This is a genomic window from Streptomyces sp. S063 (assembly GCF_002832675.1).
In the GTDB taxonomy this organism is placed as follows: Bacteria; Actinomycetota; Actinomycetes; order Streptomycetales; family Streptomycetaceae; genus Streptomyces; species Streptomyces sindenensis.
The window spans coordinates 2,899,043-2,920,614 of sequence record NZ_CP021707.1 but is presented as its reverse complement, the minus strand read 5'-3'; the positions used below and the strand labels follow the sequence as shown (position 1 = coordinate 2,920,614).

The 21,572-nt window shown below is 70.2% G+C and carries 16 protein-coding genes and 4 pseudogenes; 8 read left to right on the top strand and 12 right to left on the bottom strand.

Annotation, left to right across the window (positions count from 1 at the left end):
• Positions 1 to 2 precede the first annotated feature (2 nt).
• Positions 3 to 563, top strand: a complete 561-nt coding sequence (locus tag CCZ36_RS13175; RefSeq protein ID WP_069740312.1) for a GNAT family N-acetyltransferase — start codon at positions 3 to 5, stop codon at positions 561 to 563.
• A gap of 320 nt (positions 564 to 883) precedes the next feature.
• Here CCZ36_RS13175 and CCZ36_RS13170 read toward each other — a convergent pair whose 3' ends face one another.
• Both CCZ36_RS13170 and CCZ36_RS35680 read right to left on the bottom strand, forming a co-directional pair.
• Positions 884 to 1,330 (bottom strand): DUF5959 family protein, encoded by a 447-nt coding sequence (locus CCZ36_RS13170; protein ID WP_237302833.1) that lies wholly within the window; start codon positions 1,328 to 1,330, stop codon positions 884 to 886.
• Positions 1,331 to 1,448: 118 nt separating this feature from the next.
• Positions 1,449 to 1,637, bottom strand: a pseudogene (locus CCZ36_RS35680) (IS5 family transposase); the annotation flags it as partial.
• A gap of 146 nt (positions 1,638 to 1,783) precedes the next feature.
• On the opposite strand from CCZ36_RS35680, the gene CCZ36_RS13160 reads away from it, so the two are divergent.
• Positions 1,784 to 2,422 (top strand): SMI1/KNR4 family protein, encoded by a 639-nt coding sequence (locus tag CCZ36_RS13160; RefSeq protein ID WP_069740314.1) that lies wholly within the window; start codon positions 1,784 to 1,786, stop codon positions 2,420 to 2,422.
• Positions 2,423 to 2,506: 84 nt separating this feature from the next.
• Here the strand turns inward: CCZ36_RS13160 and CCZ36_RS13155 are convergent, their stop codons facing one another.
• Positions 2,507 to 3,499: a hypothetical protein gene (locus tag CCZ36_RS13155; protein ID WP_128817711.1), complete on the bottom strand. Its 993-nt coding sequence runs from the start codon at positions 3,497 to 3,499 to the stop codon at positions 2,507 to 2,509.
• Positions 3,500 to 4,294: 795 nt separating this feature from the next.
• On the opposite strand from CCZ36_RS13155, the pseudogene CCZ36_RS13150 reads away from it, so the two are divergent.
• Positions 4,295 to 5,835, top strand: a pseudogene (locus CCZ36_RS13150) (alanine/glycine:cation symporter family protein).
• A 54-nt stretch (positions 5,836 to 5,889) separates the two neighbouring features.
• On the opposite strand, the gene CCZ36_RS13145 reads toward CCZ36_RS13150, so the two are convergent.
• From CCZ36_RS13145 to CCZ36_RS13135, 3 genes and pseudogenes are all read right to left on the bottom strand, one after another.
• Positions 5,890 to 6,741 (bottom strand): DMT family transporter, encoded by an 852-nt coding sequence (locus tag CCZ36_RS13145; RefSeq protein WP_128817710.1) that lies wholly within the window; start codon positions 6,739 to 6,741, stop codon positions 5,890 to 5,892.
• A complete protein-coding gene (locus tag CCZ36_RS13140) occupies positions 6,738 to 7,250 on the bottom strand; it encodes a YbaK/EbsC family protein (protein ID WP_128817709.1) in 513 nt (170 codons plus the stop codon). Before CCZ36_RS13140 ends, CCZ36_RS13145 begins: the two co-directional genes overlap by 4 nt.
• A 64-nt stretch (positions 7,251 to 7,314) precedes the next feature.
• Positions 7,315 to 7,602 (bottom strand): annotated as a pseudogene (locus CCZ36_RS13135) (helix-turn-helix transcriptional regulator); the annotation flags it as partial.
• A 55-nt stretch (positions 7,603 to 7,657) separates the two neighbouring features.
• On the opposite strand from CCZ36_RS13135, the gene CCZ36_RS13130 reads away from it, so the two are divergent.
• The gene (locus CCZ36_RS13130; protein ID WP_128817708.1) at positions 7,658 to 8,857 is read left to right on the top strand and encodes an MFS transporter; all 1,200 of its coding nucleotides are present in this window, start codon (positions 7,658 to 7,660) and stop codon (positions 8,855 to 8,857) included.
• Between the two features lie 79 nt (positions 8,858 to 8,936).
• Here the strand turns inward: CCZ36_RS13130 and CCZ36_RS13125 are convergent, their stop codons facing one another.
• Positions 8,937 to 9,809: an esterase/lipase family protein gene (locus tag CCZ36_RS13125; protein WP_234428085.1), complete on the bottom strand. Its 873-nt coding sequence runs from the start codon at positions 9,807 to 9,809 to the stop codon at positions 8,937 to 8,939.
• A gap of 140 nt (positions 9,810 to 9,949) precedes the next feature.
• On the opposite strand from CCZ36_RS13125, the gene CCZ36_RS13120 reads away from it, so the two are divergent.
• Positions 9,950 to 12,322, top strand: a complete 2,373-nt coding sequence (locus CCZ36_RS13120) for a sensor histidine kinase (protein ID WP_237302652.1) — start codon at positions 9,950 to 9,952, stop codon at positions 12,320 to 12,322.
• On the top strand, positions 12,319 to 12,975 hold the full coding sequence (locus CCZ36_RS13115; RefSeq protein ID WP_069739187.1) for a response regulator: 657 nt from the start codon (positions 12,319 to 12,321) through the stop codon (positions 12,973 to 12,975). Before CCZ36_RS13120 ends, CCZ36_RS13115 begins: the two co-directional genes overlap by 4 nt.
• A 120-nt stretch (positions 12,976 to 13,095) precedes the next feature.
• Here the strand turns inward: CCZ36_RS13115 and CCZ36_RS13110 are convergent, their stop codons facing one another.
• Positions 13,096 to 14,736 carry a penicillin-binding transpeptidase domain-containing protein gene (locus CCZ36_RS13110; RefSeq protein ID WP_128817707.1) on the bottom strand — a complete coding sequence of 547 codons (1,641 nt, stop codon included), beginning with the start codon at positions 14,734 to 14,736 and terminating at the stop codon, positions 13,096 to 13,098.
• A 313-nt stretch (positions 14,737 to 15,049) separates the two neighbouring features.
• On the opposite strand from CCZ36_RS13110, the gene CCZ36_RS13105 reads away from it, so the two are divergent.
• Both CCZ36_RS13105 and CCZ36_RS13100 read left to right on the top strand, forming a co-directional pair.
• The gene (locus CCZ36_RS13105) at positions 15,050 to 16,456 is read left to right on the top strand and encodes a hypothetical protein (protein ID WP_237302651.1); all 1,407 of its coding nucleotides are present in this window, start codon (positions 15,050 to 15,052) and stop codon (positions 16,454 to 16,456) included.
• A 195-nt stretch (positions 16,457 to 16,651) separates the two neighbouring features.
• Positions 16,652 to 17,143, top strand: a complete 492-nt coding sequence (locus CCZ36_RS13100) for a hypothetical protein (protein ID WP_069739190.1) — start codon at positions 16,652 to 16,654, stop codon at positions 17,141 to 17,143.
• Positions 17,144 to 17,254: 111 nt separating this feature from the next.
• Here CCZ36_RS13100 and CCZ36_RS13095 read toward each other — a convergent pair whose 3' ends face one another.
• The 4 genes and pseudogenes from CCZ36_RS13095 to CCZ36_RS13080 all read right to left on the bottom strand — a co-directional run bounded on the left by CCZ36_RS13095 (position 17,255) and on the right by CCZ36_RS13080 (position 21,572).
• Positions 17,255 to 17,902 (bottom strand): hypothetical protein, encoded by a 648-nt coding sequence (locus CCZ36_RS13095; RefSeq protein ID WP_237302650.1) that lies wholly within the window; start codon positions 17,900 to 17,902, stop codon positions 17,255 to 17,257.
• A 179-nt stretch (positions 17,903 to 18,081) separates the two neighbouring features.
• Positions 18,082 to 19,347 (bottom strand): tyrosine-type recombinase/integrase, encoded by a 1,266-nt coding sequence (locus CCZ36_RS13090; RefSeq protein ID WP_128817705.1) that lies wholly within the window; start codon positions 19,345 to 19,347, stop codon positions 18,082 to 18,084.
• Positions 19,348 to 19,414: 67 nt separating this feature from the next.
• Complete coding sequence (locus CCZ36_RS13085) at positions 19,415 to 19,648, bottom strand: helix-turn-helix domain-containing protein (protein ID WP_030710539.1); 234 nt, start codon at positions 19,646 to 19,648, stop codon at positions 19,415 to 19,417.
• Positions 19,649 to 20,088: 440 nt separating this feature from the next.
• A pseudogene (locus CCZ36_RS13080) lies at positions 20,089 to 21,572 on the bottom strand (ATP-binding protein).

Below are 21,572 nucleotides of genomic sequence, written 5' to 3'. Positions count from 1 at the left end.
GCATGACCTTGCCCACCCCCGAGTTGCACACCGAGCGCCTGCGGCTGCGGCCGTTCACCGAGGCCGACGCCGCGTCGCTCTACGCGCTCCAGAGCGACGCCCACGTGCTGCGCTACTGGGACTCCCCGCCGTGGACCGATCCGGCCCGCTCCCAGCGCTTCCTCGCGACCTGCCGGAGGATCGAGGAGGAAGGGTCGGGAGCGCGGTTGGCCGTGGACCGGGCCCTGGACGGCTCGTTCATCGGCTGGTGCGGCCTGACCGGCTTCGACCCGGATTTCCGCAGCGCGTCCCTGGGCTATGTCTTCGACGCCACCACGTGGGGCAACGGCTACGCCACGGAGACCGCCCACGCCGTCCTGCGGTGGGCGTACGACACCCTGGACCTGAACCGCGTCCAGGCCGAGACCGACACCCGCAACGTGGCGTCCGCCCGGGTCCTGGAGAAGCTCGGCTTCGTCCGCGAAGGCACCCTCCGCGAGGACTGCATCGTCAACGGCGACGTCTCCGACTCCTGGGTCTACGGTCTGCTCCGCCGGGACTGGGACGCGACGGCCGGCCGCTGAGCTTGTTCTCTATCCACCAAGATCTATCGGGCTTGCCGATGGCCTTGGGGGTCTCGGCCCGTTTGACTGTTCTGCCAACGTCGTAGCGGGGCGCCCGCTGTTTGTCCTTGGTGCCGGGGGGCCGTGCGAAGGCCGCCCCGATAGGACGAGTCCCCGTCGTGGCACAGCCGTGATGCGCGAAGGTCGGTGGGAAGACGTACGTTCAACGCGACTTCGAGCTGGTCGATGGCTTGTGGCGAAGCCGGGGGCGCAAGCTCTGCGAGTCGATCGGGGCATGCCGGGCCAACCATGTGTCGATGCGCTGCCAGGAGCGTACCGACTCAGCGCTTGCGGTTGGAGCTCCACTCGTAGGTCATGGGAGCCGTCTCCACGACTTCGCTGGGCCAGGTCTCTCGAACGTGCTCAAGTCGCTGGTGGTGGTCCTGGATCCAGGTCTCCTGCGGTCCGATCCCTAGCGCGAGGCTCAGGCGGTCGGGGTCCTGGACCATCAACGACAACGTGCGGTCCTCATGCATGACGAAGTCGAGACTCAGCCCGCGGTGGCCACCGATGGTTGCGCCTTTGCCCGGTGCGAGCTGTGTCAAGTCGTGCTGCCAGGTGTCGAGGTCCTGCTGGAACAGGTAGAGCTCAAGTCTGGCATCGACAAAGCTCGCGGAGACCAGGACATCGGCTTGCAGAATGTCGTGGCCGGTCAGCACTCCGGGTTGGTAGCGGCCGGCCACGCGGACGACGCAGCGGTTGCCATCCGCGTCTCCCAGATCGATCATGTTCACCGGGGCCGGTTCAGTCAACGTACGTCTCGCTCTCTCGAGAGGGGCTGACCCGCATCCTCTCGTATCGCCGGGTGGGCTTGCCGGGCCGGCGAGTCTGCTCCTCGCGCTCTGGCTATGAGTCCTTGCAGTTCGGAGTGGACTCTCGGGTGAGCTTGCGGCTCATCAGGTCGGTCATCGCGATTCGGACCATCTTCGGAGCGGTGCGGGTGTGTTTCGTGGTCGCGGGCGAGGCGGCGGTGGTTCATCAGCCAGCCGAAAGTCCGTCCACGACCGAGCGCCGCGGGATGGCCTTGAAGCCCTTCTGGCCACGGTTTCCAGCCGACGGCACGTCCACGGTCCAGGCCGAGGCAGTGGCCGGGGGGAGGCGCCTGCGCGGTGTGCCGGGACGCCTGTTCTGTCAGTCCCCACCCATAGGGTTGCTGACCACCGACCTCAAGGGGCTTCACCATGGGCATGCATCCCGACGTCGCCGTATTGCTCGACCTCGTGCCGGCAGACTTCGCAGGCGGCGAGCAGATCGACTGGGCCGCGGCTGAAGCCACGCTGGGCACCAAGCTGCCGAGTGACTACAAGGCTTTGCTGGACACGTACGGCGTGGGTGATATCGGAGATCTGATCATTCTGCCTCCACTCCCGAGTGACGTGCCCGGGTGGGAAGAGTGTCACATCGGAAGCATGACGGACGGCCTGCGCGGATTCTGGGAGGACCGTGGAGGAGTTCCGCACGTGACGCTTGGTTCCGAAGCCGTCCTGCCCTGGGGTTCCGGGATGAACGCCAACGAGATGGCGTGGCTCACCAACGACCCGGATCCGGACAAGTGGCCAGTCATAGCCTGGCGCCGGCAGCACTCGTGGGGCGAGTCGCCATGGGCCCTGTTCGACTGCAACATGGTCCAGTTCATCACCCGCATGATGCTGGGCCAGTTCGACGCCTGCCCCCTCGGCGATGCGTCGCTCTGGAAGCGGACAGGCGCATTCGTCAGCTGGCGAGAGCAAGACCGACGGTTCAGGGCCGGACTGGACCCGGCTACTGGCGAGCCCGACCCCTATGCCGAGATGTACCCCTTCACCGAGGAACGGCCCTGAGCAGGACCGGAGCCGGACCGCGAGGGCTGCCGAACTGTTTCAAGCGATGTGCGTCCGCCCTGGGACTGTCCTGAACTCCTCAGGTCAGGCGGCGGCCTGCGCGTATGCGGTGCGGATTCCGCGGCAGTCGCGGCAGTGGCCCGGAGTGGGGGAGCGGAAGGCCCGGTCGCAGTCGTCGCACGTTTGGAAGGGCGTGACAGTGACGCGGGGACGAGCGAGCGCGGCGAGGTCGTCGACGCCGGGCGGCGCGGGCGGGAGCAGCTCGGTCAGCCGGTAGCTGAGGAGTTTGGCCGGGTGCTTGAGCGGCTGGGGCAGGTCGTCGGTGAGGGCACGGCGGATGGCTTCGGGGCGGGCTGCGCGTTCGAGCCAGGCCGCCACTCCGGGGACCAGCCGACGGACATCGTCCTCGGACAGGGTGAACTGGGGTGCCTGGCGGTGCAGATCGCTGAGGAACACGGTGGCGGCACGGTCGAGCTCCGGCGTGAGCTCGCTGGGCCGGGGCAGTGGCCGGCGAGGAGCCTTGGGCGCGGTCGGGGGCGGTACGCGCGGCATGAAGAGCGGGGCTGACGGTGCGGGCGGGGGTGGTGGTACGGGCGGGGCCACGGGTGCCTCCGGCGCGGGCGGCGCAGCCGAAGATACGGGTGCGGGCGCCTGCACGGGTACGGGCACAGGCGCGGTTGCCGTGGTCGCCGGGTGGCGGGGGTGTGCGAGCGCGGCGGGCTGGTCGCAGAAGACGGTGCGGGTGATGACCTTCTGGCCGGGCAGTCGGTGGCGGAAGCGTTGCAGGTAGCCGTGGGCTTCGAGTTCGCGCAGGGCGGCGGCGATGCGCTTCTCGCCTTCTTTGCAGCGGGCGGCGAGGGCTTTGATGCTGATCTCGGTCCCTTGGGGCAGGGACTGGATGCGTACGGCGATGCCGACGGCGGTGCAGCTGAGGTGGGGGTGCTGGGCGAGGTGGTTGCCGACGACGGTGAAGCGGTCGGTGTGGGGGATGGTGATGTGGATGACGCCGGAGGTGGGGAGAGGTCCGGGAACCTCCGCCAGGGCGCGGGTGAGGGCAGTATTCTGCTGGGTATCCATCGGGAAGCCCTAACTTCCTTGGTGGCCAGGCCCTCGGTTGGGATTGCAGTCCCGGTCGGGGGCCGACGTATGTGTGGGATGTGGTTCTGGCGTGAGCATATGCCGGGCAACCTGCCCGAAAGCGAGCTGAGTTGGGAAATGTCACCCGTGTGAGTGATGAAGCTCCGCAAGCGCCTGGGGTCCGTCAGGTGGCCACCGGACGGGTGGGGTGGGGTCGGGTTCTTTCTCTTGGTTCTTTAAGTAGTTGATGTCGTGCCGCAGTGGGTCGCGCGGGCGCACGACCCGGTGGGGCTGCACCGGACCGTGCCCGCGCGCGACCCGGCGGGGGTCGTCACCGTACGAGGTCGATCTCCGCCCGCACCGTCCTGCGCGGTACCGGCCCGGCGGCGGCGCGGTCCTGGACCGGCCCGGCGGCCGACGTCGCCGTGGGCCGTCCGAGGGCGCTCGACCGGGCAGATAGATGTCCGATAAACGCATCCGGGAATCCGCATAACGATGACGTCACCTGCCCAGCATCTTCACTCGCAATATCCCAGAATGTGATCCACGTCACTAATAGTTCGGTAAACGGCGTGGTACAAATGCCCAACTTCGCGGGCGGAACCAGCGTCGCAGCGGAGTGCCGGGGCTCAACCGGCAGCATCAGAGCGATCACCGACGTCGTCCGCCCACGCGGTCACGGCGGGTCGCCATTCGGACAGCGTCGTTCGCCCATCCCCCTCATTACCCCCATCGCACACCGACCGGCGAAGCCCCCCCCAAGTCCGCCGCTCCAGCGTCATCGAGGTAGCCAACGTGTCACTCGACTCCATCACCGAGAACATCGATGAGTCCGTCAGCGGGTTCTTCGAGCCCATAGCCGAGTGGCTGGGCGGGATCGTCTTCTACTCCGTCAACGTCGCCGGGGCCGAGGTGCCTCTCATCGTCACCTGGCTGGTGGTGGCCGGTCTGGTCTTCACGGGCTGGTTCGGGTTCATCCAGGTGCGGAAGTTCCGTCTTGCCGTCGACGTGGTGCGCGGCAAGTACGACGACAAGGACTCGCCGGGCGAGGTCAACCACTTCCAGGCCCTGACCGCTGCCGTTTCCGGCACGGTCGGGCTCGGGAACATCGCCGGTGTGGCCGTCGCCGTCTCCATCGGTGGTGCCGGAGCCACGTTCTGGATGATCCTCTGCGGCCTGCTCGGTATGGCCACCAAGTTCGTCGAGGTCACCCTCGGTGTGAAGTACCGCGAGGTCCACGCCGACGGCACGGTTTCCGGCGGGCCGATGCACTACCTGCCCAAGGGCTCGCCGAACGCTTCGGGAAGAACGGCAAGAGCCTCGGCAAGGTCCTCGCCGTCCTCGCCTCGATCATGATCCTGTTCTTCGGGCTCTTCGGCGGCAACCTCTTCCAGGTGAACCAGTCCTACGCCCAGCTCGTCTCCGTCACCGGCGGCGAAAGCGGTGCGATGGGCTCCTCCGGCGGTGCGCTCTTCTTCGGCATCCTCGTCGCCGCGCTCGTCGGCATCGTGCTCCTCGGCGGCATTCGCTCCATCGCCCAGGTCACCAGCCGGCTCATCCCCGCCATGGCCGGGATCTACATCGCCGCCTGCCTCGTCGTCATCCTCGTCAACGTCACCGCCGTGCCCGCCGCGATCGAGGAGATCATCAAGGGCGCGTTCAACCCCCAGGGCGTCGCGGGCGGCATCCTCGGTGCGCTGATCGTCGGCTTCAAGCGCGCCGCGTTCTCCAATGAGGCCGGTCTCGGTTCAGCGCCGATCGCCCACTCCGCGGTGAAGACCAAGCACCCCGCCAGCGAGGGCCTGGTCGCCCTGCTGGAGCCGTTCATCGACACGGTCGTCGTCTGCACCATGACCGCACTGACCATCGTCATCGCCAATCCGGCCAGCTGGGGCGAGGCCCGCGCCGGTGAGTCCATCGGCGGTGTGACGATCACCTCGGACGCCTTCGAGACGGTGCTGCCCTGGTTCCCGTACGTCCTGACCGTCGCGGTGATCCTCTTCGCGTTCTCCACGGTGCTCACCTGGGGCTACTACGGGCTCAAGGCCTGGACGTACCTCTTCGGCCGCAGCCGCACCAGCGAGACGGTCTACAAGGCCCTCTACACCCTCTTCGCCATCGCCGGGTCGCTGCTCACCCTGCAGACCCTCATCGACCTGGCCGACGCGGTGCTCTTCACCCTCGCCGTCATCAACATCATCGGCCTCTACCTCCTCGCCCCCGTCGTCAAGCGCGAACTGGACAAGTTCCTTGAATACGTGCGGGTCCGGAAGGCCGGCGGCACCGACGGAACCGGCGGAGACACGGACGGCGAAACGACGAAGGCGACCGTCTGATCCCCACAGCTCCGGATGCCCCCCGCCCCTCCCCGTACGGAGGGGCGGGGGGCATCAACTCGTGTGCAGCATCAGCCCGATGCCCACCACCATCAGCCCCGCGGCCGCGATCCTCGGAGCCCCGAAACGCTCCTTGAAGAACAGCGTGCCGATCGCCGCGCCCACGATGATCGACGACTCGCGCAACGCCGCGATCGGAGCGAGCGGGGCCCTGGTCTGGGCCCAGAGCACCAGGCCGTACGCGACCACCGACAGGGCCGCGCCGAGCAGTCCGCGTACCGCGTACGGGCGTAGCTGCGGGAGCAGCTCGGTACGGCGGCGGCAGTACGCGTACGCCGGGATCGCCAGGCCCTCCAGGATCATCAGCCACGCGACGTAACCCAGCGGGGTGCCCGACGCGCGGACGCCGACGCCGTCGACCGTGGTGTACCCGGCGATGGCCAGGCCCGTGCCGAGGGCCGCCACGATCGCCGGCCAGTGCGGACGCTTTCCGGAACCCCGGATGCCCCACAGTGCCAGGCCGACCAGCCCGGCCGAGGCCACCGCCACGCCCGTCGTGGCCCAGGCGTCCGGGCGCTCGCCGACGAACACCGCCGCCAGGACCGTCACCACCAGCGGGGCCGTGCCCCGGGCGATCGGGTACATCTGGCCGAAGTCGCCCAGCGTGAACGAGCGCATCAGCAGCATCATGTACGCCACGTGCAGCGCGGCCGACACCAGGAGGTACGGCCAGGCGCCCGCCGCCGGGAACGGTGCGAACAGCGCCATCGCCGCACCGATCAGCAGACCGCCGCCGGAGATCAGCGTGAACGAGAGCAGCTGGTCCTTGATCGCATGGGCGATGGCGTTCCAACTGGCGTGCGTGACCGCGGCTATGAGGACCGCGAGGGCGACCAGCGGGGTCACTCGGCGGGCTCGCGCACATCCACGACGGTCGCGCCCGCGTGGGCGATCAGCGTTTTCGGGTCGAGCGGGAACACCGTGTGCGGGGTGCCCGCCGCCGCCCACACCACCGGGTGGTCCAGGAGCCGCCGGTCGGCCAGGACGCGGGTCCTGGTCGCGTGGCCGAAGGGGGGTACGCCACCGATCGCGTAGCCCGTCGTCTCCCGGACCAGGTCCGCGTCCGCCCGCGCGACCTTCCGCGCGCCGAGTTCGCGGCGTACCAGCTCGACGTCCACCCGGGACGACCCGTCCATCAGGACCAGCACCGGCACGCCGTCCGCCGTGAAGACCAGCGACTTGACGATCTCGCACAGCTCGCAGCCGATCGCCGCCGCGGCCTCGGTCGCGGTCCTGGTCGCGTCGGGGAAGCGGCGCACCTCGACCTGGAGACCCACCTCGGCCAGCGCCTCCGCGAACCGGGGGTGGGCGGGGGAGACAGGTGCGGCGGTTTCGGTGGGCTCGGGTGTGCTCATGGCTGCACGCTAGCGGTCCGTGCACGATGCACGCGAGGGGGTTCCGGAGCGTGGGCCCGCCGGCTCACCCCGCCACATGCGAGCCCGGGGTGTGGCCGAACGTACGGCGGAAGACCGCGATGAACGCGCTCGTCGACGACCACCCGCACCGGTGCGCCACCGCCATCACCGGCGTCCGCCCGGTCAGCAGGACCAGGGCGTGGTGGAGGCGCAACTGCGTACGCCACTGCGGGAACGTCATGCCGAGGTCGCTGCGGAACAGCCGGGACAGGGTCCGGTCGCTCGCCCCCACCTGGCGACCGAGTTCGGCGAGCGTACGGCGGTCGCCGGGGTCGGCCTGGAGGATGTCGCATCATCTGGCAGTTTAAGGAAAGCGCGCCAGGGCGTCCCGGCCGGAGCATGGCCGGATGCGAAGGAACACGCCGATCGTCCTGCTGTCCGTGGGCCACGCCTGCGTCGACGTCTACCAAGGCTGCGTCGCGGCCCTGGTGCCGTTCTTCATCGCCGAGCGCGCCTACTCCCTCGCGGTCGCCTCGGGCATCGTGCTGGCCGCCTCGCTGCTGTCGTCGGTGGCACAGCCGGTGTTCGGGGTGCTCACCGACCGGTGGGCGATGCCCTGGCTCCTGCCGGTCAGCACCCTGCTGGGCGGTGTCGGCATCGCGCTGAGCGGCCTGAGCGGTTCCTACCCGCTCACCCTCGCGTTCGTCGCGCTCTCGGGGATCGGGGTCGCCGCCTACCACCCCGAATCCGCCCGCGTCGCCCGCGTCGCCGCCCGCGGCAGCCACCGGGCGATGGGCTGGTTCTCCACGGGCGGCACGATCGGCTTCGCGCTGGCCCCGCTCATGGTCGCGGCCGTGGTGGCCACGGGAGGGCTGCGCTGGACGCCGCTGCTCGTCCTGCCCGCCCTCGCGGGGGCCGCGATGTGCCTGCCCGTGGTGCGGGCCCTCCAGGAGCGGCAGGCCGCCGACGGGCCCCGTACGACACCGCCGCGCGGGGACGACGACGTCGCCTCCTTCGTGAAGCTGTCCCTGGCCGTGGTCTTCCGGTCGATCGCGTTCATCGGCCTGAGCACCTTCATCTCGCTGTACGTACGCCAGCGCCTCGGCGGCAGCACGGTCACGGGCACCGCCGCGCTGACCGTGCTCTACCTCGGCAGCACGGTCGGCTCGGTGCTCGGCGGGTCGCTGGCCGCCCGCTGGGACCGGGTGACCGTCGCGCGCCGGTCCTACCTGGTCGCGGCCGTGGCCGTGGCGGGCGTGGTGTGGGTGCCGGGCCCGGCCGTCTACCTCTTCGTCGCGCTCACCTCGGCGGGCCTGTACGTGCCCTTCTCCCTCCAGGTCACGCTGGGCCAGGACTACCTGCCGTCCCGGGTCGGCACCGCCGGCGGGATCACCCTCGGCCTGACCGTCAGCGTCGGCGGCCTGGCCGGCCCCGCCATCGGAGCGCTGGCCGACGCCACGTCCCTGCGAACTGCCCTGGCGCCCCTCGTCCTGATGCCTCTGCTGAGCTGGCTGTTCTTCCGCTCACTGCCCGAACCGGGTGGTCCGGGGGCCGTTTCGGCCGACGCCGCGGCCCGCTCGGGGAGCGGCGCGGTGAAGCCCGGGTGATCACACGTCAAAGGTGCGGCCGCCCCCGCCGGGGCGACCGCACCTTCCGTCGCTCCGCCTCTCGGCGGATCAGCGGATGTCAGGTCGTGGCGTGCCAGTACACGGCCAGGCGTGCCTGTTCCACGGGCGAGACGCGCTTGTGGAACTTGGTCCACGTCGTGGAGTACTTGATCCTGCCGTTGTGACTGCCGGAGGTTGTGGTGATGAGTTCGCCGTGGTTGATTCCGGCCTTGTACTGGGCTTCGTGGTTCGCGGTGCCGGCGATGCCGGAGGCCTCGGTGACGGTGCCGTCGTCGTACGAGGAGATCGTGGTCCAGTCGGTGCTCATGTTGCCGTTCCTGGTGGTGCTCGGCATCTTGCCCGGGAGAGCCTTGAGGAAGCCGCTACCCGCCTTCATGTCCGTGCACTGCCGGGCCTTTCCGCAGAGCACCGCCCTGCTCTTGGTGATTCCGGCGTGCGGGGTGCCGAGCGTGACGACGTCCTCGATGTACAGCTTCTTCGGGAAGCCCGCGGCACGCTGGTGGGTGTAGTGCAGAGCGGCGCGGACGACGAGACCGCCCATGGAGTGGGCTACGACGTCGACCTTGATGCCCTTCTCCGTGTAGTTCCTGGAGACGTAGTTCGCGAACTTCTTGGCCACGTCCTTGATGGGCGTATCGCGGCTGCCGGTGACATTGGCCGAGCACTTCGTGTTCTTCGTGTAGTAGCCGAAGGTGAGCAGGTTCCCCTTCCACTTCTTGTTCGTGAAGTGCTTGCGGGCGGCGCTGAACGTCTTCGTGCAGTCGTGCTTGCCGAAGGGGGCGTGCCCGTGGACGAAGATGACCCGGTTGTTCGCGCCGTTCGACCGGGACGGCTTGCTCGCCGCGCCGGCCGGCGCGACGGCCAGCATGGTGAGGACGGCCGACAGCGCCGCGGCGAGCAGCAGCGTGAGCCGCCTCTGGTTTCTCTGCATGAAATGTTCCCCGTTTCCCCGTGTTTCCGTTTTCCCGTGTGGTTCTCGTCGGGACGTTAGCCCGGTCCGGTCGCGGGGTGTGCCGGTCGTTCGCCCCACATCCGGCGCTGGTCGTCCGCCGGTCAACTAACCTCGCCCTCATGCGGCGTGGGGGGCACGAGGGAAACAGCGAGCGCCTGGTGAATCGCACCGTCGAGCGGTACGGGGTGTGGCTCAGGTCCGCCGTGGTCCTTCTGTGCGGTGCGTTGGGCCTGGTCCGGGCGGACGGTGCGGATGTGCCCGGGGCGCTGTCGCTGCTGGCACCGGCCGCCCTCGCCTGTGGCGTGCGCCTCCGGGCGCTGCGCCGTCCGCTCCCGCTCGCCCTGCTGTGGACGCTGGACGCGGCGGTGGTGACGCTGGTGGGGCTCTCCCAGCCGGTCGTCGGCGGTGAGGGCGCGAACGCGATGGTGGAAGTGGCCGTCGGCATCAGCGTCATCGCGTTCCAGTTCGAGTGGGCGACGCGTCCGGTCGCCGGGGTCGCCCTGGCCGTGGCGGGGGGCGCCGCCTGCGTACTGGGGGACGTCCTCTCCTCGCCCGGGCACGCCCCCGACGTGGTGCCCCTGGTGCGCATGCTGATCCAGGTGGGGCTGTCGAGGGCGGGCTACCTCATCGTCCGGGCGCGGGCCAGGGCGGCCGACCGGTCGGCCGCCGTGAGAGCCGCCCTGCGCCGGGAGGCCGATGTCGCCGCGGCACGGCGGGCGACGGAGCGCGAGTACCTGGCGACCCTGCACGACACGGCCAGCGCCACCCTGCTGATGGTCTCCCAGGGCGACAGCCGGGACTGGTCGTGGCTTCCCCCGCGCGCCAGGCAGGACCTGGAGGCGCTGTCCGCCATGCCCGGATTCGAGACGGGGAGCGTCGACCTCGCGGCGCTGCTGAGCTGTGTGCCCGAGGGGGAGGGGCAGGCGAGGGTACGGCTGACGACGCACATCGAGGGCCCGCTGGCGATTCCGTCCGGCCCGGGGCTCGCGCTATTCAACGGCGTCCGGGAAGGCGTCGCCAATGTGTCCCGCCATGCCGGGGTGCGGGAAGCGGAACTCAGGGCGTGGCGGGACGAGGCGAACGGCGTCGTCGTCGAACTGTCCGACGCGGGAAGGGGCTTCGACCCGGACTCCGTACCGGTGCGGCGCCGGGGCATCTCCGGCTCCATCGTCGGCAGGATGCGCGCGGTCGGCGGCACCGCTTCCATCACCTCGCGTCCGGGCGCCGGGACGCGTGTGCGGTGGCGCTGGCCCGACCGGGGGCGTGCGCCGCAGACAGGTCACGCCGTCCGGGCCACGGGTGTACCGTGCCCGCCCCGTACTCCGGCGCAGCACACGGCCGCCGTCCGCTTCATCCGCGGACAACTCCTTTACGGGGCCCAGCTGGTCGCCCTGCTGATCTGCCTGGTGTGGCAGTTCACCATCTCGCTGCGCCGGCTGGTGGCGCACCAGGACGTGTACGAGCCGGCGTGGGCGCAGACGGCCGCCTTCCTCTGCCTCGTCGCCGTCGCGGTGACCGGGGGAGCCCATCTGCTGCGCGGCCGGCGGATCCCACCGGGGGTGCGCGGCTGCTGCCTGGGCGCGGTGCTGGCCGCCTCGGCGGTGAGCGCGTACACGCTTCCGCCGGGTCACTCGACGGGCCCGGCGGACTGGGCGTTCGGCGTGGTCGGCTGGCATGCGTTGTTCCTGTTGGCCGACCTGCGGGTCAGGGTGTACGCGGTCTTCCTCGGGGCGCACACAGGGATCAACGCGGCGGCCGTGGTCTGGCACGGGACGCCGACCGCGGCCGAGGCGGCCGTCCTGGGGATCGCCACGGGCGGCAGCTGCGGCCTCCAGCTCGCCATCGGCGTCCTGATGACCCATCTGCTCCGCGACACGGCTCCGGCGGCGGGGACGGCCGCCGCGCGGGAGGAGGAACTGCGCACCCGGGAACGTATCCACGAGCACCTGCAGAGCGATCACAAGGAGCGCTACCGCGCGCTGACGGCGACGACCGTGCCGCTGCTGGTGGGCCTCGGCCACGGTGTGCTGAGCCCGCACGACGAGGAGGTCAGACTGCGGTGCGGTGTCGAAGGCGCCCGTATGCGCCGCCTGTTCGCCGAAGGCGATGCCGTCTCCGACCCGCTGCTGAACGAGGTGCGGGCCTGCGTCGAGGTGGCCGAACACCAGGGGGTGACGGTGAGCCTGGCCGTTCGCGGCCGACCGGGCGAGGTGCCTGTGGAGGTGCGCAGGGAGTTGGTCGACCCGGTGGCGGTGACTCTGGGGCGTACCCGCTCGACCGCGCGCGTGACGGTCGTCTGGACCCCCGGCGCCGTCCGGGTGAGCGTCGTGGGCGTCGACTGCGCGGACGACCGCACCGAGGCGGCGGCTGACCCGGCGGACGGCCGGTCCGCGGACCCGGGCGTGTCCGTGGTAAGAACCAGACGCGGTGAAAGTGTGTGGGCGGAAGCGAGTTGGAGCAGACCGATGCCATCGGGAGTTGACCTGCCATGAGTAACGACAGACCGGTCAGCGTGGTCGTCATCGACGACCATCCCGCCATCCTCTCGGGCGTGCAGATGTGGTACAGCGCTTCACCGCGCCCCATCACCGTGGTCGCGGCGGGGGCCTCCGTCCGGGAGGCCTGGACCGCCCCGGGCAGCGCGGCCGATGTGGTCGTCCTGGACCTGCAACTGGGCGAGACCGTGCCCGCCTTCAGCAGCCTCCGGAGACTGGTCGACGCCGGGCGGCAGGTCGTCGTCTACTCGATGCGGGACGACGAGAAGACCGCGCTCACCTGCCTGGACCTCGGCGCCGCGACCTTCCTGACCAAGAGCGAGGGCCAGGAACACCTGGTCGAGGCGACCCTGGCGGCGGCCGACGAGCGGCCCTACATGCCGCCGGCGCTGGCCGGCGCGCTGGGCACGAACGCCCGGGCGGACCGCCCGCAGCTCTCCTCGCGCGAGGAGAACGTGCTCATCGAATGGTTCCAGTCGGAGTCGAAGGAACTGGTCGCGCAGCGCCTCGGCATCTCCGTACGGACGGTCAACTCGTACCTGGACCGTGTGCGGATCAAGTACGCGAACGTCGGCCGCCCCGCACGCACGAAGGCGAGCCTGGTGGCCCGGGCCGTTCAGGACGGACTCGTCGACGTGGACGACCTCTGAGAGGCTCCGTAGCCCCGGCCCCCTCGGCCCGCGCGCAGAGCCGCTGACCCTTCGGCCCGCGCGCAGAGCCCCGGATCCTTCGGCCCGGGCCTCAGCTGCCCGCGCGGGCCACCCGCGGCCTCAGCCGCCCGCCTTCAGCACCTCCGCCACGACCGGGCCCGCCGCGTCGCCCCCGTGGCCGCCGGCCTGGACGACCGCCGCTGCCGCGAGGTCGTTGCTGAAGCCGGTGAACCAGCTGTTCGAGGTGGACTGCCCGCCGACCTCCGCCGAACCGGTCTTCGCGCCCTTGTCGCCGCCGACGCCTGCCATGGCCTTCGCGCCCGTTCCCCAGGCGGACGTGGCGCGCATCATCGTCGTGAGCTGCTGCGTGACGGACGGTGACAGCGAACGCGAGGCCGTCGCCACCTCCCGGTTGTCCAGGGACTGCGGGACGATGATCGGCTGCCGGAAGGTGCCGGTGCGGGCCGTCGCGGTGATGGACGCCATGTTGAGGACGTTCATCTGGACCGTGCCCTGCCCGATGTACTGGGCGGCCGCCTCGCCGCCCACCTCCTCCGGCACGCTGCCGTCCGTGGTGACCACACCCGTCTTCCAGTCCAGGCCGATCCCGAAGACGTCCTTGGCGATCTTGGGGAGGGCGGCGTCGTCCTTCGTGTCGTCGATGAGCTTGATGAAGGCGGTGTTGCAGGACTGGGCGAAGCTCTGGGTGAAGGTGGAGCCGTCCGGCAGGTCGAAGTGGGCCAGGTTGTGGAACGAACGCGCCTGGTACATAGCTTCCTTGGGGCATTCGGCCGCCCCGTTCGCCGTGACGAGGCCCTTCTCCAGCAGCATCGCCGCCGTCATGATCTTCAGCGTCGAGCCGGGGGCCTGCTTGCCCTGGAGCGCCACGTTGAACTCGGTCACCGGGTTGTTGGCCACCGCGCGGATCGCCCCCGTGGACGGCTTCACCGCGACCACCGACGCCTCGGAGAACCTTTTCACCGCCCGCTCGGCCGCCGCCTGCGCGTTCGCGTCCAGCGTCGTCTGGACCTTGCCCGGTTTGCCCTTGGACAGGGTCAGCAGGTTGACGTCCGGCTGGGACGCGTCGGCGGGCTCGATCCAGGTCTCGATGCCGGCCGAACCGCCCGACGTCTCTCCGTACTTCTGGCGCAGGGTGTCCAGGATCGGCCCCAGTGAGGGGTACTTCTCCTTCGTCAGCACCGTGCCGTTGCGGTCGACGGCCTCGATCGCCGGCGTCGAGGACTCGCCCGTCTTCAGCGTCGCGCCCTCCGTCAACTGTGGGTGCACGACGGTCGGTTCCCAGTCGACGAGGGCCTTGCCCGTCGTCAGGCCGCGTACGACCGTCAGCTCCGAGGCGTACGACAAGGGCTTCGACTTCCCCTCGTACGCGACGGTCGCGCTGACCGTGTACGGGACCTTCGTGCCGACGGCCGGGCCCGGGGTGATCTTCACCTTGCCTATACGGGCGTCCTCGCCGTACGAGGCGAGCACCGGTTCCGCGCCCGCCTCGTTGTTGGTCAGGAGGGCCGCAGCCGACGCGTCCCCGGCCGCCCACGCGTCGAAGAAGTCCTTCGACGTCTCCGCTATCTCCTCCGCGCTCGGCGGCCCCGTCTTCACCTTCGACGACTGGGACGCGCTCTGCGTACCCCCGCCGCCCCCACCGCCCGTGTCCCCGAGCACGCTGTACGCCCCGTAACCGATCCCACCGGCCACCAGCACGAACGCACCGCCGACGACGGCGACCTTCGCTCCACTGCGCATCTCGCAGTCCCCCTCCCCAGGAGCCCCCCTGAACATGCTCAAGGGCCTGAACATGTTCAAGGGGCAACTGTGAGGAACCCTAAAGGGCTGGGGCGGGCGGCGAGAGGGTTGTTACCGGACCGGAATGCTTGGCTGGAAAGCGCTCTCCGGTCTGGCGTGTGTGTGCCGGGACCGTGGCCTGCGCGGGCCGGGACCGCGACCTGTGTGTGCAGGGACCGTTGTGGGAAGACTGGCCGGGAACGCATGGGGGAGCGGACGTCGGGGGGCGTACGGGATGTTCATAGGGAGAACGGGCCACGATCGGCCGCAGAGGGTGCATCACATCAAGTACCTGCCGCCCGGAACCCTGCCCGAAGGGGGCGTCCCGGTCTGGTCGGTCGGCGGGGACGGCAGCACCACGAAGTCCGTGTCCGGAGGTTCCATCACCGCCTGGTCCGTCGCCGACGCGGGAAAGTGGCGCAAGGCGGGGGTCCCGACCGTCCTGGCCCCCGTCCTGGGCGGCTGGATCCTGGCCGCCCTGGTGATGACGGCGTACGTCCTTCTCTTCGGGCTCTCGTCCGCGTCCGGGGCGTGGCGCGACGGGCTCGGGGGCGGCACGGACTGGCTGAGGTATCCGGGCGTGGTCCTGCTGACGGCCCTGCCGCTCTGGTACCGGTACGTTCCGGTCGCGGTCTTCCCGGCGGCGCTGTTCGTCGCGGTGGAGGCGGCCCTGCTGGCGGCCCGGACCGGCGACATCGACCGCTCGGCGACCGCCGGGTACCTCGTCGTCCTCGCCGTCTGCGCCCTCTCGGCCACCGGAGCCGGCCTGCGGCTGCGGGCCCGCCGACGGCAGCGGGCGCTGGCCCTCGCCGCGGCCGGGGAACGCCGCTTCCCGCTGCCCAGGGGCGTCCCGGAGTCGGACGGTCACCGCGGCCACGCGCAGGTCTACCTCGGGCTGGTGCTCTGCCTGTCCGGCCTCGCGATCCTGACCGACGGCCTGGTCGAGGACCTGACCTCGGGCGGTGTCGGGTACGACGCCATCGGGCAGCAGCGCGTCTGCCTGGTGCTTCTCGTGGCCGGTACGACCTTCGCCGGCTGGGGCCAGCTCGCCTACCGGGCGGCGCGGCGGCTCCACGAGGAGGACCAGCCGGCCCTGATCGTGGGCGTACGCACCGGCGCGGACGGACGCCACTGGGTGTACCCGGACGCCCGCACGCCCTCGGCGCCCCCACTGGTCCCGTACGTTCCCCGGGGCCGCGACACCCGCACCCGGACGCGGCTCCTGGGCAGCGGTTCCGTGTACGCGGAGGGCAACGGGCACCACGACATCGACCCGCGGCGGGAGCCCTTCGAGGCGATCCTGTACGGCACGCCGACGGAGGGCGACGAGGTCGTCCTCGAATACGCCTGCGCCGAGTACCACCGCCGCCAGGAGATGGGCCGGATGTACGCGGCCGTGACCACGGTCCTCCTCCGGCCGGACCGCCACCACGGGCTGGGCGTCTGGAAACCGGTCGACGGCGCCACCCGCCAGCGCGAACGGCTCCGCGAGGCCCGGGAGGAGGCGGCGCGGGACCGGGCGGCGGACGAGCGGGCGAAGCGCGAAGCGGAGGAGCGCCGCAGGAACCCGCCGCGGCCTTCGCCGGACCGGTCGAGCGGGAGCGGTGGGAGCGGCAGGTACAGCAGCGGTGGCGGCTGCGGATCGAGCTGCAGGTCGAGCTGCGGCGGCTGCGGCGACTGATCGCGGGCGCTGACGGCTCGGCGGCCTGGCGCCGTTTCCCGTTCTTCCCGCTCGACTGCGACGCCGCTCGACCTGCGCGAGGTCTCCGACAGCCGCCGTCGTTCCCGCTCGGTCCGCTCGGGCACCGAACTAGTCTGCTCGTACACCGGAACGGGGAACGTCGGCCGGGCGCCGACGGAGGGGGAGGCGACACCGATGGACAGCACCACAGCGCACGGGACCGCACCGGGGAGCGGACTGGGACCCCGCGGATCCCTGGTGATGTCGCTGACGCTCGCGCTGCTGCTGGGGATGCTGTCGCTGCTGGTGATGTTCCCGGCGGCCGAGCACCTGCGTTCCCTGCGGGACGGCCAGCGGGCGGACGCCACGCTGCACACGGGCGGGTCGTGCATGATCGGCCACTGCCGGGTCGAGTTCGAGGTCGACGGCCGGGCCGTGGTGGCGGATCTGCCGACGGGCAGCGGCGGCGGCAAGCAGTCCGTGGGCGCCGCCCTGACCGTCCGCTACCAGGCGGACGACCCCCAGGTGGTCGCCCGCGAGGCGGACGTCGGGGGCGGCGGCGCGGCCCTGCTCGCCTGGATCTCGGGCGGGACCGCGCTGCTCTTCCTGATGCTGTCGGCCGTGGCGGCGGTCTTCCTGGTACGGCAGCGGCGAAAGGCGGCGGCCGGGCCGGGAATCGCGGGGTGACCGCGAGAACTTGAGACCGGGTGAAGCATCCACGAAGAGCGAGCTGTCACCTGCCGTGGGCCGTCTCTGCTCATCTGGTACGCGGCATCCTGTCCGATCTGCCCGGTGGGGTCAGCCGTCGAACCAGACGACCAGGCGGACTCCCTCGTCGCCGTGCAGGTCCGCCAGCGTCCGCATCACCGACCACACCGCGCCCCATTCGCCGTCGGGCACGGCATCCTTCCGCCGCAGGCGGCCTACTCGGAAGAGGCGGTCGCCGTCCGGCCACTCGGCGTTCTCGGGGTAGGCGTTGCCCGCGGTGTAGAGCTGCCGGGCATCTGCGAGTCCGGAGAGTTCCGCGAAACGGGTGAGGTCGGAGTTCCGCCCGTGCATCCTCCAGCTGCCGTCAGAGCTCCGGCGGAACTCGTGGACACAGCCATCGACCTGGTTGGAGACCTCGTCCCAGTCGGTGGCTGTCAGCTCCGCCCAGGAGATCCATGACTCGCCGTATTGATCATGACTCCAGGGCTCGAAGGCGGCGAGGACCTCTTTCGAAACGTCCGGTGGCAAGCCTCGGTGATCGGCGAGTGGGCGGAATGAATCGGTGTCGCGGACACCGAACAGGGAGCCGAAGGCAACGTAGTCGCGCCCGTTGTAGAGGTGCGTGAGGTCGATGGCCGGGAACCACGCGCGATCGTCCTCGTCCAGCCAGCGATCCCAGCGGCACTCGATGAAGCCGTGAATGTCTGTTCCCACCCCGGCATTGTTCTCCGCCGGCATGAGAGGGGCGATGGGTTCTCCGGCAACCCACTACACCCACGTGTCCAGCCACATCCGGTCCCGCCACAGGTCCTCCGGGATCGACGTCCCCGTGTACAGGGGCCAGAAGTAGATGAAGTTCTGAGGCGTAGACGCGGCACCGCCGATGACCAGCCAAAACGGCCCCGTCGAGTGGGCTGTCACTCGTGGTGGGCCGTCTCTGGGCCGTGATCATGGTTTCGCGGCCCCTGATACAAGGCGTCCACCGCGTTGCGGGTGCGTAGTTCGCTGCTCGGCATCAGGTGGGTGTAGGTCCGCAGCGTGAACCCCGCGTCCGCGTGTCCCAGGTACCGACTCAGAGCCTTGATGTTCTCGCCGGCATCCAGCAGCACGGAGGCGTAGAAGTGCCTCAGCGCGTGCATGCCGTGCTCCCGGGCGGAGGCATAGCGCTTGCCCTCTTCCGGTTCCGGAATGATCCCGGCAGCGGCCAGAGCAGGCTTCCACATGAAGTCGTTGAAGTGGCTCACCCGGACGTGCATGCCAGCCGCTCCGCTGAAGTACAACCGCTTGGTGCGCCGCTCGCCGTCCACGGTGCGCCACGGCAGGCTCACGGCGATGGGCGGGAAGGCTACAGCGTGAGACCGGAGCGCGGCCGCGACCGCACGGGGGAGGGGCACCTGTCGGGTCTTCCCGCCCTTTGGAGGGGCGAAGACGTATCGACCTCGGAGCCGCTTGAGCTGGTGGCTCACGGTGACCCAGCCACTCTCGAAGTCGACCTCATCCACGGAGAACCCGAAGATCTCCCCCTGACGCAGCCCGCACCCTGCTCCCAGATCCACTGCGGTACGGAACCGCGCCGGCAGAGAACGCTGCACCGTGAACAGTTGGTCGGTGGTCCACGGCTTCACCGACGCGTCCGCGACTTTCGGCATCTGCACGGAGCGGGCCTTGAAGGGGTTCCGCGCCAGCAACTCGTCATCGACGGCCGCGTTGAAGACGGCGGAGACGGTCGCGGCGACCACCCGCCGATGCGCCTCGTTCGGCAGGGACTTCTTCAGCACCCCCAGCCAGGTGCGGACATGCTCCGGCTTGAAGGAACCGAGCGGCCGACTCCCGATAGTCGGGTACGCGTGAAGTCTCAGCCGCCGTTCGGCCCCTTCCCCGCTGTTGACCTCGCCGACGTGAGAGGACACCCAGCGTTCGGCGTACTGCTGGAAGGTGGTCCGGCCCGCTTTCGGGTCCACGTACTGGCCGTTACTCATGTCGGCCTCGGTCTTGCTCAGCCACTTCTCTGCGAGGCGCTTCTGTCGGTCCGGGAAGGACTTGGACTTCTCAGTACCGTCGGGGCCGATGTAGCGGGCGCGGTAGCGGAGTCCGGTGCCGTATCGGTCGCTCTTGACCCGGCGGTCTTTGCCGTCGGGCCCGGGTTCGGTTTTGTACCAGCGGTCTTGGATGTGGCCGGCCACGTGGTGCTCCTGTCGGGGATGCGGCAGGGGCGCGACCGGTGGTGGTCGCGCCCCTGTGGGTGGTGGGTCAGGCCGCTTCGCGGTCGATGTTCTTGAGGTGAGTGACGTGGGCGAGTACTTCGGCGGGGTCGTAGCGGATGTGCTTGCCGATACGGAAGCCGGGAGGGCCGATCTGCTTCTTGCGCCAGGCGTAAACGGTCTCTTTGGGCACCTCGAAGATTTCAGCGATGTCGTCGGGGGTGAGGTAGCGGTCGGGGAGGCCGCCCCGGAGGGTGGCGCGGGGGTCGGGCTTCGGTGCCACGGGCTCTCCAATGGGCGGCGTGGTTGTCCGAGGTGTGGATTTCTGCGTCACCGCGTCACCCGCGTCATCCGGGTCTTTGACCTGCGGGTTTGGGTGACGCAGCGGGTTGGGTGTGCGTCACCCGTGCGTCACCTTCTGCGTCACCGGTGACGTGGGGGTGACGCGGGTGACGCAGGGGTGACGCAGGATTCGGCGTCTGCGTCACCCCTTCCGGCGCAGGTGGGGGGCCGTTTTCCGTCCCGGGTGACGCAGGTGACGCAGACCTTCCCTACTTAGGAAAAAGGGGAGGGGTGTCTGTAGTAGTGGCGGTGATCCTTCGGGCGAAGTGAGGGGCCCTTCGGGCACGCCTGTTGGGCGGCGCTGCCGCCGAACAGCAAGAGGAGCACCCGGCGGCGTGGCGCGGGGTGCTCCTCTTGCTTGTCCCCCGGGGACCGGGGCTGTCAGAACGCCGCCGCCTGCTCCGGCTGCTCAGGGGGGGGCGTCCCGGGGCAGCGGGTCATTTCGAGGTACCGGCCCGCTTTCGTGCGCCCGCTGTCGATGAGGACGCCCCGGGCGGCGAGGGTGGGTTGCAGGCGCTTGAGACGGTCGGAGAGCACCTTGCCGGTGGTCGGCCACCCTTTGGGCAGGGGGCGTAGTTCGTCGCCGCTGTAGAGGCGGCTCAGGGCGTGCAGCCATTCCGTGGACGTCATGCGCTGCTCGCCGCCGGGGTCGAGGGTCTCGGCGTGTTGGAGGACGGTCTGCGCGAGCAGGTCGCCTTCGATGACGTCGTCGTTGAGGTCGTCCAGGCTCGCCCGGTACGCGGGCAGTGCCCCGAGCCCGGTGGCGACGTCGAGTTGGGCGCAGAGGTGGGCGAAGTCCGCCATCCGCAGATCGGTCGGGGTCACCGCTTCGGCGGCACGGACCTTGACGGTCAGGTCGAGGAGCGAGCCGAGGACCACGGGCAACACCTCCTCGTACTCTGCCCACAACTCAGCCTCGGTCCGCCGGACCGTGGGCCGCTCCAGCCGCAGCGGCAGGAGCCGTTCCGCGAGGTCCGGGCGGATGACTCCGACGTCGATCCCGGTCAGCAGGAGCGGTCGGCGGTAGCGGGCCCGGTGCACGTCCCCGTCGGTGAACAGCGCCCGCTTCACGGATTCGGCTCCGGTGACGATGCAGCACATGGCGTCGGACAGGTCCGGGGTCATGTGGCTCAGGTTGTCCAGGGCGGTGACCCATCCGGCGGCGACGGCGGCGATCAGGTTCTCCTCGTCCTTCGGGGCCCGGCGCAGGTCCCCGCTCATGCCCTCCACGATCCGCACCAGCATCCGCCCCCGGTCGACTTCCCCGCGCCCTGCGGGCCGGTGAGGAACGGGGCCGGGACGGGCACGCCAGGCCCGAGACATCCGATCAGCCACGCGATGGCCAGGCATTCGGTTTCGGCGTTCGCGAAGTTGCACAGCCGCATCAGGAGGTCGATGCCTTTGCCCTGGGTGTCCTTGGCCGGCAGGGGGAGTTCCCCGGTGAGCTGGGTCCGCCGCCAACACACCTCCCGAGGATCGGGAACCGTGACCTCCCACCCGGTGGGGTGGATGCGGACGGATTGCCCGTCGGCGCGGCCGAGGTCGAGCCAGGTTGCTCCGTCGAAGCCGGGGGCGACGCGGATGTGTACGGCCTGGGTGGTCTCGGTCATCGCCAGCGCCTCGATCAGGTCCAACGCCTCTTTGAGCGCCGTGCCGTTGAAGACGCCGACCCTGTCGAGGAACATGCCGACCATGAGTTCCTGCCGGTGGCTGCCCGTCGTGCCCTGGGAGCGGATCGGCCGGGCGACGGGATGACCGTTCTTCTGTGCGTAGACGGTGCCGTCGGCGGTGCGGAAGTACCGGAAGTGGGCTTGCGCGTAGTCGCTGATGACCTCACGCGCCGGGTTCTTCTCCTCCTCGGACAT

What these genes read in the sequence shown, in the direction of transcription:
- CCZ36_RS13130 (WP_128817708.1), top strand. Translation starts at nt 7,658, where the DNA reads ATGCGAAGGAACACGCCGATCGTCCTGCTGTCCGTGGGCCACGCCTGC.
- CCZ36_RS13120 (WP_237302652.1), top strand. Translation starts at nt 9,950, where the DNA reads ATGCGGCGTGGGGGGCACGAGGGAAACAGCGAGCGCCTGGTGAATCGC.
- CCZ36_RS13170 (WP_237302833.1), bottom strand. Translation starts at nt 1,330, where the DNA reads ATGATCGATCTGGGAGACGCGGATGGCAACCGCTGCGTCGTCCGCGTG.
- CCZ36_RS13140 (WP_128817709.1), bottom strand. Translation starts at nt 7,250, where the DNA reads ATGAGCACACCCGAGCCCACCGAAACCGCCGCACCTGTCTCCCCCGCC.
- CCZ36_RS13155 (WP_128817711.1), bottom strand. Translation starts at nt 3,499, where the DNA reads ATGGATACCCAGCAGAATACTGCCCTCACCCGCGCCCTGGCGGAGGTT.
- CCZ36_RS13175 (WP_069740312.1), top strand. Translation starts at nt 3, where the DNA reads ATGACCTTGCCCACCCCCGAGTTGCACACCGAGCGCCTGCGGCTGCGG.
- CCZ36_RS13100 (WP_069739190.1), top strand. Translation starts at nt 16,652, where the DNA reads ATGGACAGCACCACAGCGCACGGGACCGCACCGGGGAGCGGACTGGGA.
- CCZ36_RS13125 (WP_234428085.1), bottom strand. Translation starts at nt 9,809, where the DNA reads ATGCAGAGAAACCAGAGGCGGCTCACGCTGCTGCTCGCCGCGGCGCTG.
- CCZ36_RS13160 (WP_069740314.1), top strand. Translation starts at nt 1,784, where the DNA reads ATGGGCATGCATCCCGACGTCGCCGTATTGCTCGACCTCGTGCCGGCA.
- CCZ36_RS13095 (WP_237302650.1), bottom strand. Translation starts at nt 17,902, where the DNA reads ATGCCGGCGGAGAACAATGCCGGGGTGGGAACAGACATTCACGGCTTC.
- CCZ36_RS13115 (WP_069739187.1), top strand. Translation starts at nt 12,319, where the DNA reads ATGAGTAACGACAGACCGGTCAGCGTGGTCGTCATCGACGACCATCCC.
- CCZ36_RS13110 (WP_128817707.1), bottom strand. Translation starts at nt 14,736, where the DNA reads ATGCGCAGTGGAGCGAAGGTCGCCGTCGTCGGCGGTGCGTTCGTGCTG.